The following is a 17851-nucleotide window of genomic DNA, read 5'->3' as shown; positions in this document are numbered from 1 at the left end:
GATTTTCTACTGAGCCATAAATTCGGTTAGCCAAATAGCCGGTCCGCCCACAATTTGAATGGATAACAAGCACGAATCTTCTTTTACACATCACTTTCATGACGAACAGAACACAGAGTTTGCCCCAACTGCGAGCCTGCATTGATATTCGGTGGAAGCCAATCCTTCACTGAACTTATCCCTAACGCACAATCTGCTCCGACAAGTCGCATCCAATTGTTGCAATCCCACCCCGCCACGGGGACAAATGTATTCATTTTATTATAGAGACCTTTGCGTGAGATTGCAAACAAAACGGATGTGAAACCGATGGTATAAACCGCTCGTTTCCACACTTTCGACATCCATCTAAAAAACTTATTGATTTACAGCGACTTACAAAGCCATTTTAAAAGCTTAGGTATTGCATCCCAAAAGCTAAGCTTTTGCATCCTAAAAGCTAAGCTTTTGCAACGTGAAAGCTAAGCTTTTGCAAATCAACAGTCCATTCATCAAATTCACATTCTGTTTTCATGCCCGAAAACGACATCATTATGACATATCATCACAGAACAACTGCATAGGGTTTTCGTGTCAGCACATATCACTTTAGCCGTTTCTTACATCTACTTTTCATCATGGCAAATCATTTCATGAATCCAATCCGGCGTTTCTTCTTTGCCGGATTATTTTCCTTCAACTCACCCCAAAAAGAACATGAACAGCCTCACAAGTTCGAGAAACGCCCACATCATCAACCAAATGTTGTGTTTCTCTGAACGTGAATGGGCATTTTGTACTGTTATTAATTCTTGATTTATTTCCATAATCCAACGAAATTTCGTATCTTTGCCTATCATTATTTGAATAGAAAAATGGCAGACACTTTAGAAAAAAATAATAATTATTCCGCCAGTAACATCCAAGTCTTGGAAGGACTTGAAGCAGTACGCAAACGCCCCGCGATGTATATTGGCGACATAAGTGAGAAAGGACTTCATCACCTCATCAACGAAACTGTTGACAACTCCATTGACGAAGCAATGGCAGGCTATTGCAGCCATATAGAAGTAACTATCAACCAAGACAACTCCATCACCGTTGAGGACGATGGGCGCGGCATCCCCGTAGATGAACACGAGAAGCTGCACAAAAGTGCATTGGAAGTGGTCATGACAGTGCTCCACGCCGGAGGAAAGTTTGACAAAGGTTCCTATAAAGTCAGCGGTGGTCTGCATGGTGTGGGTGTGAGTTGCGTGAATGCCTTGTCGTCTCACATGAAATCACAGGTTTTCCGCGGGGGCAAGATTTATCAACAGGAATACGAAAAAGGCAAGCCCCTCTATCCGGTAAAAATCATTGGCGAAACCGACAAGACCGGTACTCGTCAACAATTCTGGCCCGACAGTTCCATCTTCACCACCACCGTCTTCCAGTGGGACATCGTGGCGCGTCGCATGAGAGAGCTGGCCTTTCTGAACGCAGGCATTAAAATCACGCTGACCGACCTACGCCCCAACGAAGAGGGCAAAACACGCTGTGAAGTATTCCATGCCAAAGAGGGATTAAAGGAATTTGTGAGATATGTCGATCGCCATCGCACCCATCTTTTCGACGATGTCATTTACCTGAAAACAGAGAAGCAGGGTACTCCCATCGAGGTGGCAATCATGTATAACACCGATTACAACGAGAACATACATTCCTACGTTAATAACATCAACACCATAGAGGGAGGAACACACCTCACCGGATTTCGCACAGCACTAACGCGAACATTGAAGGCATACGCCGACAACGAACCGCAGATATCGAAACAGATTGAAAAAGCAAAGATAGAAATCACCGGCGAAGACTTCCGCGAAGGTTTGACCGCCGTTATCTCAATCAAAGTGGCAGAACCTCAGTTTGAAGGTCAGACCAAGACCAAACTGGGCAATAGCGAAGTGTCCGGAGCAGTACAGCAAGCGGTTGGAGAGGCTCTCTCCTATTATTTGGAAGAAAACCCCAACGAAGCAAAACTCATTTGCGACAAAGTTATATTGGCTGCAACAGCACGCATCGCGGCCCGCAAAGCGCGAGAGAGTGTTCAGCGAAAGAATGTCATGACCGGCGGAGGTTTGCCGGGAAAATTGGCAGACTGTTCCAACAGAGACCCAAAGGAATGTGAGATTTTCTTGGTGGAGGGCGACTCCGCCGGTGGTTCCGCCAAACAAGGTCGCGATCGCTATTCACAAGCTATCCTGCCATTGCGCGGAAAAATCCTGAATGTAGAGAAAGTACAACGCCATCGGGTATTCGAAGCAGAGTCAGTTATGAACATCATTCAATCCATCGGCGTGCGCTTTGGCGTGGAAGGAGAAGGCGATTTCGAAGCAAATACCGACAAATTGCGCTACGACAAGATTATCATCATGACCGATGCCGATGTCGATGGTTCACACATCGACACGCTCATCATGACACTTTTCTTCCGGTACATGCCCAAAGTCATAGAAGAAGGACATCTGTATATAGCCACACCCCCACTCTATAAATGCACTTTCAAGAAAGTCAGCGAATATTGCTACACGGAACAACAACGACTGCAGTTCATAGAGAAATATGCCGGGGGCGATGAGGATGCAAAATCACTTCACACACAGCGATATAAAGGTTTGGGAGAAATGAATCCGGAACAACTTTGGGAAACAACCATGAACCCACAGACTCGACTGCTGAAGCAAGTGACCATAGAAAGTGCCACCGAGGCTGACGAGATTTTCTCCATGCTGATGGGAGATGATGTTGAACCACGTCGCGAATTCATTGAAGAGAATGCTACCTACGCAAACATTGACGCGTAACCTCTTACAGCAGAACTTTCATAGGCTGAAACAACGACTCCTCTTTTGGAAAGAAGCAATCTTTCTTATAGAATAATACGCGACAAGGTGCAACATTCTGCTCTTCTTCCGAAAGAGAAGTCTTTTACCGAATGTTAATCATCTAAATTGGCAAAAAACTTTGGTTATTATAAAAATATCCGTATTTTTGCATTTAAACGCAATATCATTGGGTTAGGATATGAGAGAAATTAATGTGAAGCAAGTAGAACAGGAGTTTTCAGCCATATACAACGTGGACAACGAACTCCTGCTGTATGACAGCACTACGGGAGTGCCCCATCTGCTGGAAACATCTCGATTGAACTGCTTGGTGCTCGGTATCTGCACAAAAGGAAACATCAGTTATACCGATGACACTGAACAGCACACATTGGGTTCGGGAGATGTTTTCATACTTCCGAAAGGACAAGTCTTGGGAGATATTAAGACAGCATGCAACGCTGAGATGGTGGTTTTGGTCTTATCTTATAACTACCTTCAGGAAATAGTAAGCGGTGTTAGTTTACTGTCCACCTTATTCTTGTTTGCACGCCAACATCCGGTCTTTCACTTGGAGGATAAGCAGGCCAAACAGCTTTTGTCCTATGTCAGAATCTTAAAGCTGAAGATAAAAGACACCACACATCATTACAGACGCGACCTGATTGCTTCTATCTTAAAAGTACTAATCTATGACTTGCTAAACATCGTCTATCACATGCAACAGGTAGAAACCGGAGGGAAAAACAGAGCGGAGGTAATCTTTTCTGATTTTATCACATTGGTAGAGAAGAACTTTCGTAAAGAGCGCAGACTGGGATGGTATGCAGAACAGCTTTGCATAACACCAAAATATCTTTCTGAAACGGTAAAAGCTGCCAGTAAACGCACTCCGGGAAGCTGGATTGACTATTATGTGATGCGTGAAATTCGCGTATTATTGAAAAATAGCAAGAAAAGTATCAAGCAAATTGCCGAAACTCTTAACTTTCCGAACCAAAGTGCATTTGGAAAGTACTTCAAGGAACACTATGGTGAAAGCCCATCAGGATACAGAAAGAACTGAACCGTAGGACTTTCACCTTATCCTAAACGGCCGGAGCGAAGTCGGAATCCGGAGATGGCTCTGAGGAATGTAACATCTGTTCTGCAACTTCTTCAAGTTCTTGATACCATTCCATACCAAACCGCCTGATTAATGGTTCGCGCAAGAACTTGTATATAGGGAGTCCCAAAGCCTTTCCCTTCTCTACGGCAGCCTTGCAAACATCCCAGCGATGGTAATTTATACCTATCAAACCTGTGTCGAACTCTTTTAAGCGAATGGGATAAAGAGCACATGAGATGGGCTTTACAAACTTACTTCTCCCCATTCGGTATGAACGTTCCAACGCACACAGACAACAGCCGTTCTCATAGCATGTAAACACGCAATCCTTTCCACTCACGATGCTTGTCACCAAGTCGCCTTCACCATCAGTGTAAGCAACACCCTGCCTGTCGATAACCGATTGAGCAGAAGCCGACAAGTCGTCCCAAACACTATCAACCATATTCTCTATCGCGCCAATTTCCTCAAGAGAAACCGGTGCGCCGGCATCTCCCTCAACACAGCAGATGCCTTTGCAGACATCCAAATCGCAACAAAACATCTCCGTAATGATGTCGGGAGAAACAAGTACATTGCCTATCTGCAATATAGGCATCATGGACATTCTACTCATCGGCGTAACTTTATGTTGAAATCCGAGATAAATGATTTATTTTTTCGGCTGCAAAGTTACAACAATGAGATAAGAAACACGATTATTATCGTGTTTTTCTAAACAAAAAAAACATTACCAAACAATGGGTTCAATGCCCTTTGACATCAAATAATCATTGCAGCGGGAAAATTGATGCTGACCAAACCAGCCTCCTCTATTGGCAGATAATGGCGAAGGATGAACCGATTCCAAGATGAAATGTCGCGAAGCATCGATAAGATACTTCTTGGAACGAGCAAAACCACCCCACAGCATGAAGACAATGTTTTCCCGATGTTCGCTTAAAGCCTTGATAGCTGCGTCCGTAAAGTTAGCCCACCCCAACCGTTGATGACTATTCGCAAGATGAGCGCGAACCGTCAGAGTGGCATTGAGCAGCAAAATGCCTTGTTTTGCCCAGCGTGTCAAGTCGCCGGTCTTGACTACGGGCTTTCCCATATCTAATTCTATCTCCTTGTATATGTTAATGAGTGAGGGGGGTAACATCGTCCCTTCCGGAACGGAAAAGCTCAAACCCATCGCCTGACCGGGTTCATGATAAGGGTCTTGTCCGAGAATAACCACTTTCACGTCATCAAACGGACAAAGATTGAAAGCGTTAAAAATCAATTTTCCGGGAGGATAACAAGTTGTTTCCCTATATTCTCGGTGAATATTTTCGGTCAGTTGCAGGAAATAAGGCTTGCTAAATTCTTTTTGCAGTGCCTCTTTCCATGACTTTTCGATAGAAACCATTTTTGAATAAAATAACGCAGCCCCATCCATCAAACATGGAAGATAGGGCTGACCATCATACTAAACTTATTTATCTTCTATCAAACACTCACCGGTCATCTCCTCAGGCTGTTCCAATCCCATGATATGCAGGATGGAAGGAGCCACGTCTGCCAAGCGTCCCGGCTTAACTTTCGCGGAATTGTTATCCGTTACATAGATAAACGGAACCGGATTCAATGAGTGAGCCGTATTGGGTGAACCGTCGCCATTCAACGCATTGTCGGCATTTCCATGGTCGGCAATGATGATAGCTTCATAGTCGTTGGCTTTGGCTGCCTCAATAACCTCTCTCACACAGTTATCCACAGCGTGAACAGCTTTGGCTATGGCGTTTATTACACCTGTATGACCCACCATGTCGCCATTGGCAAAGTTCACAACGATAAAGTCATACTTACTCGTGTTGATTGCTTCCACCAATTTATCCTTTACTTCATACGCGCTCATTTCCGGTTTGAGGTCGTAGGTAGCCACTTTGGGTGAAGCCACGAGTATCCTATCCTCGCCCTCAAAAGGCTCTTCACGTCCACCATTGAAGAAGAATGTAACGTGTGCATACTTCTCTGTTTCAGCAGTGTGCAATTGTTTCTTGCCCAAAGAACTGAGATGCTCTGCCAAAGTGTTGGAAACATTTTCCTTCGGGAACAAGATGTGAACACCCGTGAAGCTCGCGTCGTATGGTGTCATGCAATAATATTGCAAATCCTTAATGGTCTTCATGCCTTCCCCGGGCATATCCTTTTGCGTAAGAACTGTTGTCAGTTCTTTGGCTCGGTCGTTGCGGAAATTGAAGAAGATAACCACATCTCCTTCCGCTATCGTTCCATTCACCGTGGAGTTATGAATCGGCAATATAAACTCATCGGTTACGTCGTTTGCATAACTTTCCTCTATGGCTTTCACCATATCCGCAGCTTGTTTTCCTTTTCCTTCAACAAGCAAGTCGTATGCCTCCTTGACTCTGTTCCACCGTTTATCCCTGTCCATGGCGTAGAAGCGACCGATAACAGATGCGATATGGGCATTATTGGCATTGCAGACTTTTTGTACGTCGGCAATGAAGCCCGCTCCACTCTTCGGGTCTGTATCGCGTCCATCCATAAAACAGTGAACAAACACATCCCTCAGGTCGTATTCTTTTCCTATTTCTATCAACTTACAAAGGTGCTCCAAGGAAGAATGGACACCGCCGTTGGACGTCAAACCCATCAAGTGGAGTTTCTTCCCGGTTTTCTTTGCATAGCTGTAGGCATTAACAATTTCAGGGTTCTTTAGGATTTCTCCACTTGTACATGCTTTGTTAATCTTCACGAGGTCCTGATAAACCACTCTTCCGGCACCGATATTAAGGTGTCCCACTTCCGAATTGCCCATCTGTCCGTCAGGTAAACCTACGTTTTCGCCTGAAGCCAACAAGTAAGAGTGGGAGGATATTGCGTTCAAGTAATCAAGATAAGGTGTCGGGGTGTTATAGATTACATCTCCTTTACCATGTTCTCCGATTCCCCATCCATCGAGAATCATCAGAAGTGCTTTTTTTGCCATAATTTATCTTTTTCTTATTGAATACCTATTTATCATTTGCAAAGATACGGAAAAAGAGCCAATCAACAAAGAAAAGGGGCGCATTAAGCCGGCAGGCAAGGCGAATTATTCCGTCAAATGAAACAAATTCCCACTTGATGATTATCGTTATTTCGTTTCAACTATTACAATGGGCTAAATCAGCACATAGAGCAGATAAATCCAATGTGCGACAAGTGCCGCTGCCAAACCACCGATAGTATGCGAGAGGATGGCTTTCGATGTCAGTTCGCGATACCCTATCGTGTCGAGCATGGCAGTATGGGTGCTGAGAAATCCACTCCAACACATGCCAATCCCCGTAAACACGGCAATGGCATTACCATCAATCCAGCCCTGTGCCACAAAATTGGGAACTAAACTCAATGCGGCACCCACGGCTCCAAGAGCGGTAATGGGGAAGGCGACCTGATGTGGGTCAGAGAATCCAAACAGTGGCTCAAGCAACCAATTGAGCTTGTTGGCCACCTCTGGCAAAATGGCAATTCCCTCATAGGCCTTTCCCGTGAAACTACCATCGGCACTCGGTCCGAAAGTAAGAATCATAACGAGCGTGGAGATTATCAGCACTCCGGGAATGATAGATACTCCTACTTCCACTCCTGACTTTCCGCCATCGAGTAGGGAATTCAGTGTACGCAAAAACACCGATTTTTCCTCTTCGTGTACAGGTCGTTCCACCTGTTTTTCAAAACATTCAGAGCTCAACGCATTCTCCGTGGCATACTGTGGATAAGACTTCAGCACAAAATATTGCATACATCGCGTGGAAACAATACATCCTATGCAGGCACCGCAAAAGCCGATGAACGGTTCCACGAAGTAGCCATGACCGAGCATAAACACGATAACGATAAGTCCCATTCCAAAAGCAGTTCCAAAATTGGTCAGGGAGATATATTGAAACTTCTTGAAATATCCACTAAAGTGCTTATCATGAGCAAGCGTAATAATGGCGGGATTGTCGGAAAGGAAGGTCAAAACTGCACCCAAAGAAGCTACGCCGGGCAAATGAAACAAAGGACGCATGAGCGGACGAAGCAACTTCTCTATCAAATCCACTACCCCAAACTCAACAAAGAGTTTGCCCAGCGCTCCCGTGAGCACACAGATGGCCATCAGATAAAAACATGTGTTGAGCAACAGGTCGTGAGCTGTGTGCATGATGGTGTTCAACATCGGGGCGACACCCATTTTCCATCCTATCCCACCGAACAAGAAAAGAATAATCAGCAAACACATCACGCCATTGGGCAGGGTTCGTTTTCTCACGGTAGAAGATTTTTTATCGTTTTGTTTTTCCATTTATGTATGGCTTATTAAGCTACAAATTGAAATCAGGCGATAAAATTAGTTGTTTTTCTCGATATACACAATAAATACCTAAGATTTTTAATCGAAACTATGATTTTCTTTGTGCTTTTGATATATTATCACAAAAAAAATCGTAAATTAGCAACTGATATTTTATAGATTGCTCATTTACAATTCAAAAACCATGAATAAAAAATCCACACTGAGAGTATTGGCTGCGACAACGCTACTTCTTGTCGCGGGTATGTGTCCGTCAATCGGTTTTGCCCAAACAAATTACGAGCTGTTCATCGCAGGAACGCAAATCACATCGGAGAATGTGGAAAACCTTACGGGCGAATGGCTAAAATCGGGAGAAGTGTCTTTTGACAATACCACAAACACGCTGACCCTGAAAGATGCCGTCATTGAGGCGAAAGAAGATGACAATGGAATAAAAAGCGGAATGAAGAATCTGACCATCCGGCTCGAAGGGAACAACTCCATAAAATCTGTCCATGGAATCGGTATCTATAACGATGCAAACGGAAACATGACGATTACCGGCGACTCCTTAAAAGTGGAAACGGAACAACAAAGCGCAATGTTTACGGGGTACGACAGCAAACTCACCATCACCAATTGCAGAATAGGTGCAAAGGGACTGTGGGGAATTACGGGGGTAACCGGCATGAAAAACGAGCAACTAATCATTAAAAACGCTGCCGTAAACGCCTATGGGAAGTACCTCACCATTGGCGAGCTTGCAAACGTTGAGTTGGACAATTCATTGCTTATCGCTCCAAAGAACGCTAAATGGAACAGTGAGTATCATTCGTTCTGCATACAAAACGAGCCAATAGGAAAGCGAACGATAGTGATTAAGCCCGACATCGACAATGGAATTGCACAACTCAACACCCCCGAACAAACAACCACAAAGGAGATATACGATTTATCCGGTAGAAAAATAAAGAAACTGAAGCGTGGAATTAATATCGTTAGAAGCAGCAATGGAAAAACCAACAAAACAATCCTACGCTGAAAACTTATACGTCCAACAACTCAGCCTCTTGGAAAGACGTTAAGTTTGTCAGCACAACGATGATGCGAACCCACAATCAGCAAGCCCAAGCCACTATAAGTGCAACGGTCTGAACAGTGCGTCCGCAAAAAAGACCCATCACTCGTTTCCAACCTGTGAATTGTATCTTCAGTGCAAGGACAAACATAACGACTGTTCCCATCACCGATACCTTAGAAGTGATGGACAAGTGGTTCATTTCATTGCGCTTTTTTGCCCGAGAAAGTAAACGAAACGAATGTAAAACCGACAGTAAAAACCATGCTTTTTCACAGCCTTCATAACCAACAACTATCTCTCTAATTTCCAGCCACTTACAAAGTCGTTTGCAAAAGCTAACCTTTTACAATGCAAAAGCTAACCTTTTACAAAGCGAAAGCTAACCTTTTACAATGCGAAAGCTAACCTTTTGCAAATCAATAGTCCATTGGGCAAAATCCTTACCCGATTTTACCCCAACCATTCTGAAAAAACAATGAAGGCTCCATAGGCATCAAAAAAAAGAGGTCGGCTGTCACCAGCCAACCTCTACATTCGAGAGAGAAAATACATGGATAAAAAATATTTTTACACATGCGTTTTCATCGTAGGTTCTCAAAGGTTTGTTCTAAATCTTATTCATGATGTCATCAGACCGCATATTCTTACTTCACGAATTTCTTTCCATTAACGATATAAACACCATGAGGAAGTTTCGTGATGTCTGTGCCCATAAAGACACCATTCAATGAATAAATGCGATTATTGTAAGATTGGCGACCTACATTCACATCATTAACTGCCTTAATTCCGTCATCTACTTTTTTGGCAATTTTCACTTCATCAAGGAAAAGATAAGATGAAGAAGACTTGAACTTAATCTTAAATTTCCCCGAAGCCTTTATCTTTGCTTTACACTCGTTGAACTGATTTGCAGCAATATTGAATGATGTTGGATTGACAGAAGCATTGCCCAAAATTTCTATCGAAAGCGTTGCATCCTGCGAACCAAAAGGACCACTGAAAAATGACAAATCATAATCGCCGGACAAATCTATTTCAGGACTTGTAACTTCGGATGCGAACAAGCCACACTGAGAGGCTCCACCAGTCTTGGTACTTGACCAACCTTCAACATCAGGATGGAAATGTGCCGTTGCACCCATCTGATTGATCAAGCCCATCCAAGCACCATCGTTACCACCCTTTCCGGAGCATTTGTTAAAAGACTCGTAGAATGCCACATTGTCGCCTACCGATCCGGACTCGTACAAACCAAAGGAGAAAGATACTGTCTGATCATCGTTCTGGGTGATGTTTTGTATCAATACATTCATTTTATGCGTACCATCGGAATTTGGATTGTAGAGATCCTGACCGGGATAATTAGTATTATTCGTTAAACTATTTGCAGAACCCTGAGGAAAAGCCATTGTCCGATAGTCAGATATACTGCCACCGGCCGGAATGGGTACCAAACGTTGGTGATCATTATTCTTGGTTCCTGAGTTGGTCCAATATGGACCTGTGGTATTGGGTTTGTTATTTGCCCAAATATAAGCATCAAAATCCATGTGCCAAATGAGTAGTCCACGCCCGGGCAGACCGGAATCCCATTTAATTGGTTGGCGGTTCTCCAATAAGAAGAACTCTAAATCGTGTGCCTTGTTTAACACCGCATAAGCTTCCCCTTTTTGGGACAAAGGCTTTAAGTTCTCTATCTTCTGCGTAGCAGACAACTCTATTGGTTCTAACCAACCGGCAGACATTTTTTCATAACTTGAATAACCGGCAGGGCAGAATCCGTTCTTATTATGATTTCCATTATCCATCAAATCCCAACCTCCTGCACCGGGATTTCTACCATTTTTGTCGTAATCTATATCATATAAGTCGGGAAAACCTAAACAATGAGAGAACTCATGACAAATTGTTCCTATACCTGCCAAGGTTGTTTCGGTCAACATCTCGTTGGAACAAGCATAGACAGCAACTTCTTTACCATCAAAATGCAAGGTCATGTCATTTGAACCTTGACGTTTAAGGGTACTTTTGTGAGGCCAAACCGTATCGGGATCTCCACCACTGGCTTCGCCACGACCTGCATAAATAACATAAACCTGTTCTACTTTGCCATCACCATCCCAATCATAATCAGCCCAATGCAACTTGTCTGGAAACAAATCATTTGCCTTTTGACAAGCTAACTGAATCATTAGAGCAGGGTTGGCATCACTTCCATCAACATTAGCACCGTAAGTAGCATAAGAACCTAAGGTAACCGGACCCACAACATCATATTCCAAGTTAAATTTACCGTCACTTTGATCATGGAAATAATCATGAACGCTACCATACGATCCACCATCGCTAAAACCAGGCTCGTTTGCCATGCGATTATAATACTCCTGAGGATTAGATAATGAGAATGATTTATCGGAGAACTGAGCCAATATAATCAAGCCTTTCTTTTTACCCTCAAATCTACCGGCTTTACGTGCAGACTTAAGAGAGCGGGTACGACGATAGGTGGCTTCATCGAAAGCAGATACTCTTGTACCTGCAAGAGACAAACTACGTCTTGCATTGGCAATCAGCAGATCCATGTCTGCCTTTTCAGCAATGTTGTTGGAATTCAAAACATATTTTGTTCCGTCTTCAGACTGCCAATAATGCATGTGCTCATCGCCTTTCAGCTCAACCTTTATGAGCTTTCCGTTCTGAAGTTTCACTGTACGCCAAAGCCCGGACCATGCGGGTTCGGCAAATGAAGATACAGAAAATAGCAGAGCGAACAATAAAGAAAATAAATATTTCATAAAAAACGTTAGTTAAGCAATGTTTATAATCTAAATTAGGGAGAACAAGCAAATGTTCTCCCTAAATCTTAGAAAGATAAAATTATTTCTTACCGACAACCCTTGTCAGAGACTCGAACTTATATAAAGCCCATGCACCGGGATCGTTAGCTGAAATTTCACCTCCGTAGAGATAAATCACTTGACTTCCATCCAATGTAATCGTATTGGGTAGTTTATTATCAGAAGTGAGCTTCCAGGTATCGGTGAAGTCATTCTGACATAAGAACACCCAAGAAAACTTGTTATTGAAATTAGAAACCTCTTTACCTTGAACAAGAGACAACGTTCCGGTTTTCTTACTCTTATCAAAGGTGTAAGCATATTTCCAAGTGAAGTTCAAATCAGCACCAAGATTTAAGAAAGCCGGAGCAGAAACTGTCAAGTACTTATTATATTCTGGATCAGATTCATCAGCTGGTCCGGAAATAGTAACTTCTCTTTCAAATGGTACATATTCACCTTTTGGTGTATTAGCTGACTGCTCCATTCCCTTGAGTATCCATTTACCAAAGAACTTCTCATAGAAGGAAGCATCATTGTCTCGAATAATTACGTGAAGGGTTTTGATGGAAAGCGTGCCACCCTGTATTGAGGTGATGGTCATGTCAAATTCACGATCATCATTGATAACTTCGTCATCCAACAATTCCAACTCAATATTTAGTTTTGCCTGTGCTGTTGTATCATTGGCAGCCAACATAGTCAGGGTCTTATCAACTATACGATAATGCTCGCCTTCTTTAGCCGGATTCTGTCCGGATTCAGCTGTTGCAATTTCCACAGAAACACGACCATTGATTCTTCCTGTAATTGCTATAGGCACTTTTACTGTACCCATATTCTCTTTTACAATCAGTTCGGACTTCTCAAAACCGACTGTAATATCAGATGTGTTAACTGATTCTTCGTCATCTGAGCAGGCTGCAAAACAGCCTACCAGAGCGACTAATAAAAATAATTTCAGATATTTCATATTTTATTACTCTATTTGGAATAAAAACTTTATTTAATAGCCAGGATTCTGCTGACTTCTTAACTGTGGATTAGCATCCAACTCTGCTTTCGGGATAGGCCATGTATAGCGATAATCATCAATTGCGTAAGTAACTGACTTCGTATTATTAACTACGACACCATCCAACTTAGAATTTTCCTCGTGTGAAGCATAACGCTTAAATCCTCTGTGCAAGCGTTTCAAATCGTAGAATCTAAAGCCCTCACCAAATAATTCTTTTGCACGCTCTTCATAAATATAATTGAGCAATGTTTCTCCAACACTTGATGTCAAGTCGTAATTTTTGATTCTTGAATAACGAATTGAATTCAAATAATGGTTGGCTTCTGCTTCGTTACCTGTTTTGGCGGCAGCTTCCGCTGCAATCAAGAATATTTCACCTAAACGGAAAGGCTTGGACATATTCACATAATTATTTTTTGTTGTTGTCCAAAGGTTCTTGTTACCCGGATACTTATTCAAGACAAATGCGGCGTATTTAGCACCTTCAATATCCAAATTCCATTGGTCGAAATAAGCTGCGAAGCGAACATCGCCTTCTCCATAACGAGCCAAAACCTCATAAGTAGGAATGTAATCCGCACTGGATTTATTATCACCACTGATATATGGAACAGCAGTTGATGAACCTAACTCATCTTTACTTCTGAATGGACGGAATATTATTTCCGTAGAGTTATCTTCAGTCCAAAGCGATTTCACATTATCCGGTTTGGTCAGCTTATATTTCTCAGAAGAAATAATCTCTTTAGATTTAGCTAAAGCCGTTGGATAATCGCCTTTGTAAAGAGCAACACGAGCCTGAAGAGCTGCTACTGCGTAGCTGGAGAGTTCTACTGCCATCGGTTTAACCTGATCGGCGTTCACCTGTTCATAGGCTTTAAGACCATCGTAAGCGATCTTCAAATCTTCTTCTATCAATTTATAGGTTTCATCCATTGAGCTACGAGCCGGATAAGATGCAACATCACCTGTAGGGTTAAACTTTGTCACAATAGGCAAACCTAACGCTTTGCTATTCTCTGCATAAGGCTGACAGAAGTGCTCTGCAAGGAAGAAATAGCAATATGCACGAAGGAAATGAGCCTCTGAATCATACTTTTTCAAAGTAACCTTATCAGCTTCTGTAAGTCCTTCAATTTTAGAAACATCTTCTACCTTTTGCATAATGTAGTTAGCATTTCCTATTTCTGAATAGGATGACGCGAAGAAGCCTTCAATATCTCGGTTTGAAGCCAAAATCTGTCCGGCAGAAACCTGTCCGTTTCTATTTCCATTGCTAATCAAGCCATGGAACTCATCCATCTGAAGATCCTGATAATAAATCCAGCCTCCACTTGTCAAACTTCTCAAAGCCGTGTAGATACCTAATCGCAATCGACCGATATCCTGCATACTCTGAATTGCGGTCTTTTCATTCAAAGCACCATAGGGCTCCTTGTCCATTGAGCAGGATGTAAACATACCTGCACAAAGGAGCATTATTGAAAATAATATTTTCTTCATTGTTATAATCTTCATTTTAATTTATTAGAAAGTAGCTTCTACACCCAATACAAACTGACGTGTATTCGGATAGTTAAATCTCACAAGGTTGATATCAGGTTCCGGATCATATCCAGAGAACTGAGTAATCGTAAAGAGGTTACGAGCTATACCAAAGATCTTAGCTGATTTCAAGATACGAGTTCCGTTTATCCACTTCTGTGGCAATACGTATTGGATTGTCAGATTCTTCAAACGAAGGAAGGAAGCGTTTTCCAACAGACGTGTATCAAATTCAGATCCGTAACCCGTTGCAGGGATATCGGTAATCTGTCCAGGTTTCGTCCATACGTTCAACATATCGGTAGATTGGTTCCAACGATTGGCAAAGCGTACATTCTTAATAAAGAAGTTATCGTTATTAATCATATACTTATCAGCCTGCCAAGCAAAATCTGCTGAAATTGAAAGGTTTTTGTATTGGAAAGAAGTTCCAAAACCTCCACTCCAAGGAGCATAACGCTGTTTTCCGGTGAATACGGCATCTTCAACTTCATTAAACTCTTTCGTTAAATTGCCGTTTGCGTCAAGCCACATCGGATGACCGTCAGCTGGATCTACGCCTGCATTTCTAACATAGAAGAACTCACCATAAGGCTTACCAACTTGAAGTTTTACACCTGTTCCATTGATTACATAAGAATCACGACCGGCAAAAAGTTCAGTAATCTCATTCTTATTGTAGTTCACATTAGCTTTGAATGTCCAAAGAATATCCTTAGTCTTCATGAGGTCAAGGGTGAAGTCAAAATCAAATCCGGTATTTTTCATTGAACCGATATTACCGGGTCCATCACCAAATCCTGTTGTATAAGAATAAGGAATGCTCATCAGCATGTCGGAAGTCTTCTTATGATAGACATCGAAGCCCAAAGAAAGGCGATTGAATACTCTTGCAGAGAAGCCACCATTAAGTTCGGCAACTTTTTCCCATGTCAGAGCATAGTTGCTTGGAGTTGAAATACCTAAAGAGGACTGACCGTTATACAATGCTCCTGTTCCCAAAAGACCGAAGTAATCGTAACTTCCGGCACCGGAAGCATTACCCGTAGTACCATAACTGATACGGAGTTCCAATGCGTCAAGCCAGCTTACTTTATTCAAGAAACTTTCTTTCTTGGCATTCCACATTGCACCTAAAGAATAGAAATGTCCCCAGCGTGTATCGGGAGCGAAGCGAGAGCTACCATCAGCACGGTAAGAGAAGTTAAGATAATATTTCTCTGCATAATTGTAATCAAGAGTTCCAAACAAAGAGTTGAAAACTTCCTCAGCACGAGAATCTCTAAGATTACTTGGTTTAACACTCGTTGCATCGGTGAGGCGGAGCTGACGTGCGTCTGTTTGACCTTTCGTGAAAACTCCAAAGCCTTTGCTCTTTGACAAGATAGTTTCTTCACCAAGCAAAACAGTAAGTCCGTGCAAGCCGAAGTTGTGTTTGTATTCTGCCGTATGAGACAAAGTAAATGAATAGTAACGAGAGAAGCTTTCCTGTGAAGAACCTTCCTGCTTATCGACCGGACTTCCCATCGGTGTTGTGAAAGCATCGTAAGGTTGCCATTGGTTAGACAATGTATAGTCGTAAGCATCCAAAGCCTGTTGTGCACGCAAGGTTAAGCCCTTAATAGGAGTGAGTTGTTCGTAGATATTGAAGTTAGCAGTTACACGCATACGCTTAGTGCTACGATATCTGTTTACGAAGTCGGGAGTCCAGTTGTCGCCATATTTCAAGACATCAGCAGGTCCGTCCCATACCAATTTGCCATCGGTGTCGAAATGATAATAGTTTGGCACGTCAAAAGGAAATGCCTGACGTGAGAACACCATTGGGTTCGTACCATAAATACCATCTGAACCGGCTTCTGCGTTAGACTCCCAATGGTTAATACCAAAGTTTGACTGGAAGCCTACCTTGAACCAATCATTCAATCGAGCATCAATGTTTGCTCTTAATGACTCACGGCGCATGCCTGATTGAGCTACAATACCATCTTGACTATGATGATTGAATGACAAGTAATAAGAGAAAGTCTTACCACCACCGGTCATTGTAGCATCCAAAGTATATGTAGGTGCGCTGTTGTTAAAAATTTGGTCGCGCCAATTGGTGTTGAATCCATATTTATTAACCAAGTTCTTAATTTCATCAGAAACCGGCTGTCCTATCTTGTCGCGGAACTCAACGTATTGCTGAGAATTCATCATCTCAATTTTATCAGCAATCGGGCTTGAAATACCGTATTGTGCGCGAAGCGTCAAGTTAGCTTTTTCGTCATACTTTCCTCTGCGGCTGGTAATCACGATAACGCCATTGGCAGCACGCGAACCGTAAATAGCAGTTGAAGAAGCATCTTTCAAGACTGTGATATTTGCAATATCCGAAGGGTTCAATGTATTGAACATTGACGAAGAAATAGGTGCACCGTCAAGAATGAACAACGGAGTGTTACTTGAATTGATTGAATTCACACCACGAAGACGAATCGTTGCAGATGCAGAAGGTTCTCCGGTAGCCGACAAGACAGAAAGTCCTGAAACTTGTCCGGACAAAGCATCGGTAAAGTTAGGTGTAACGGATTTTTGAAGTTTTTCATTACTTACCGTTGCTACTGCACCAACGACTGAACCCAACTTCTTGGCAGAACCATAACCCGTAACCACTACTTCTTCAAGTGCCGAATGATCCGGCTCAAGAACAATTTTCATGTTTGCGGAAGCATTCAGCGTTTTAGGTTTCATACCGATGTAAGACACGGTAATCTTAGAGCCTGCAGGAGCTGACAAGGTGAACTTACCATCCATGTCGGTCGCTGTTCCGTTTTTCGTTCCTTCCACCATAACAGATGCACCGATTATAGGCAATCCGTCTTCCGAAGAAACCACGGTACCGCTAATCTGTGTTTGAGCCATTGCCATTCCTAAGCTCAGGAATAGGCAGGCGAGAAACATTGTTAGTCTTTTTTCCATAAAATCTCTCTCTTTTTTAATTAATGTTAGTTGTTATAATTTTCCACAGTCATACGAGCCCCAAAGGTATTGCCCGGATTATCTCATAGTTTGGTAAAAAGAATGAAAGTGCATTTCATCTTTTAACATACGTG

General features: G+C 42.6%; 13 protein-coding genes. 3 read left to right on the top strand and 10 right to left on the bottom strand.

Annotated features, from left to right (window positions below; translation table 11 throughout):
* Positions 1-83: 83 nt before the first annotated feature.
* Positions 84-257 (bottom strand): hypothetical protein, encoded by a 174-nt coding sequence (locus tag ETF27_RS11235; RefSeq protein ID WP_158635997.1) that lies wholly within the window; start codon positions 255-257, stop codon positions 84-86.
* 597 nt (positions 258-854) lie between these two features.
* On the opposite strand from ETF27_RS11235, the gene gyrB reads away from it, so the two are divergent.
* Together gyrB and ETF27_RS10900 are read left to right on the top strand one after the other, a co-directional pair.
* Positions 855-2825, top strand: coding sequence for a DNA topoisomerase (ATP-hydrolyzing) subunit B (gyrB, locus tag ETF27_RS10905; RefSeq protein ID WP_130830232.1), 1971 nt, complete (start codon positions 855-857; stop codon positions 2823-2825).
* 220 nt (positions 2826-3045) lie between these two features.
* Positions 3046-3912, top strand: a complete 867-nt coding sequence (locus ETF27_RS10900; protein ID WP_130830233.1) for a helix-turn-helix domain-containing protein — start codon at positions 3046-3048, stop codon at positions 3910-3912.
* A 22-nt stretch (positions 3913-3934) separates the two neighbouring features.
* Here ETF27_RS10900 and ETF27_RS10895 read toward each other — a convergent pair whose 3' ends face one another.
* The 4 genes from ETF27_RS10895 to ETF27_RS10880 form a co-directional block, all read right to left on the bottom strand.
* On the bottom strand, positions 3935-4570 hold the full coding sequence (locus ETF27_RS10895) for a DUF3109 family protein (protein WP_130830234.1): 636 nt from the start codon (positions 4568-4570) through the stop codon (positions 3935-3937).
* A gap of 114 nt (positions 4571-4684) precedes the next feature.
* The gene (gene ung, locus ETF27_RS10890) at positions 4685-5347 is read right to left on the bottom strand and encodes a uracil-DNA glycosylase (RefSeq protein WP_130830235.1); all 663 of its coding nucleotides are present in this window, start codon (positions 5345-5347) and stop codon (positions 4685-4687) included.
* 66 nt (positions 5348-5413) lie between these two features.
* The gene (gene gpmI, locus ETF27_RS10885; RefSeq protein WP_130830236.1) at positions 5414-6934 is read right to left on the bottom strand and encodes a 2,3-bisphosphoglycerate-independent phosphoglycerate mutase; all 1521 of its coding nucleotides are present in this window, start codon (positions 6932-6934) and stop codon (positions 5414-5416) included.
* A gap of 174 nt (positions 6935-7108) precedes the next feature.
* Positions 7109-8278 (bottom strand): nucleoside recognition domain-containing protein, encoded by a 1170-nt coding sequence (locus ETF27_RS10880; RefSeq protein ID WP_130830237.1) that lies wholly within the window; start codon positions 8276-8278, stop codon positions 7109-7111.
* A gap of 193 nt (positions 8279-8471) precedes the next feature.
* Here ETF27_RS10880 and ETF27_RS10875 point away from each other — a divergent pair, with 193 nt between their 5' ends.
* Positions 8472-9311, top strand: a complete 840-nt coding sequence (locus tag ETF27_RS10875; protein WP_130830238.1) for a hypothetical protein — start codon at positions 8472-8474, stop codon at positions 9309-9311.
* Positions 9312-9387: 76 nt separating this feature from the next.
* Here the strand turns inward: ETF27_RS10875 and ETF27_RS11230 are convergent, their stop codons facing one another.
* From ETF27_RS11230 to ETF27_RS10855, 5 genes are all read right to left on the bottom strand, one after another.
* Complete coding sequence (locus tag ETF27_RS11230) at positions 9388-9549, bottom strand: hypothetical protein (protein WP_158635996.1); 162 nt, start codon at positions 9547-9549, stop codon at positions 9388-9390.
* A 445-nt stretch (positions 9550-9994) separates the two neighbouring features.
* Positions 9995-12148, bottom strand: coding sequence for a M6 family metalloprotease domain-containing protein (locus tag ETF27_RS10870; RefSeq protein WP_130830239.1), 2154 nt, complete (start codon positions 12146-12148; stop codon positions 9995-9997).
* Positions 12149-12230: 82 nt separating this feature from the next.
* Positions 12231-13163 (bottom strand): Calx-beta domain-containing protein, encoded by a 933-nt coding sequence (locus ETF27_RS10865; protein WP_130830240.1) that lies wholly within the window; start codon positions 13161-13163, stop codon positions 12231-12233.
* A 33-nt stretch (positions 13164-13196) separates the two neighbouring features.
* The gene (locus ETF27_RS10860; RefSeq protein WP_240048184.1) at positions 13197-14711 is read right to left on the bottom strand and encodes a RagB/SusD family nutrient uptake outer membrane protein; all 1515 of its coding nucleotides are present in this window, start codon (positions 14709-14711) and stop codon (positions 13197-13199) included.
* A gap of 24 nt (positions 14712-14735) precedes the next feature.
* Entirely contained in the window at positions 14736-17717 is a 2982-nt protein-coding gene (locus ETF27_RS10855; RefSeq protein ID WP_130830241.1) for a SusC/RagA family TonB-linked outer membrane protein, read from the bottom strand.
* Positions 17718-17851: the final 134 nt, after the last annotated feature.

This window comes from Prevotella brunnea (assembly GCF_008016795.1).
Taxonomy (GTDB): Bacteria; Bacteroidota; Bacteroidia; order Bacteroidales; family Bacteroidaceae; genus Prevotella; species Prevotella brunnea.
The sequence above is the reverse complement of the archived record's forward strand: the minus strand, read 5'-3'. Positions and strand labels throughout refer to the sequence as shown.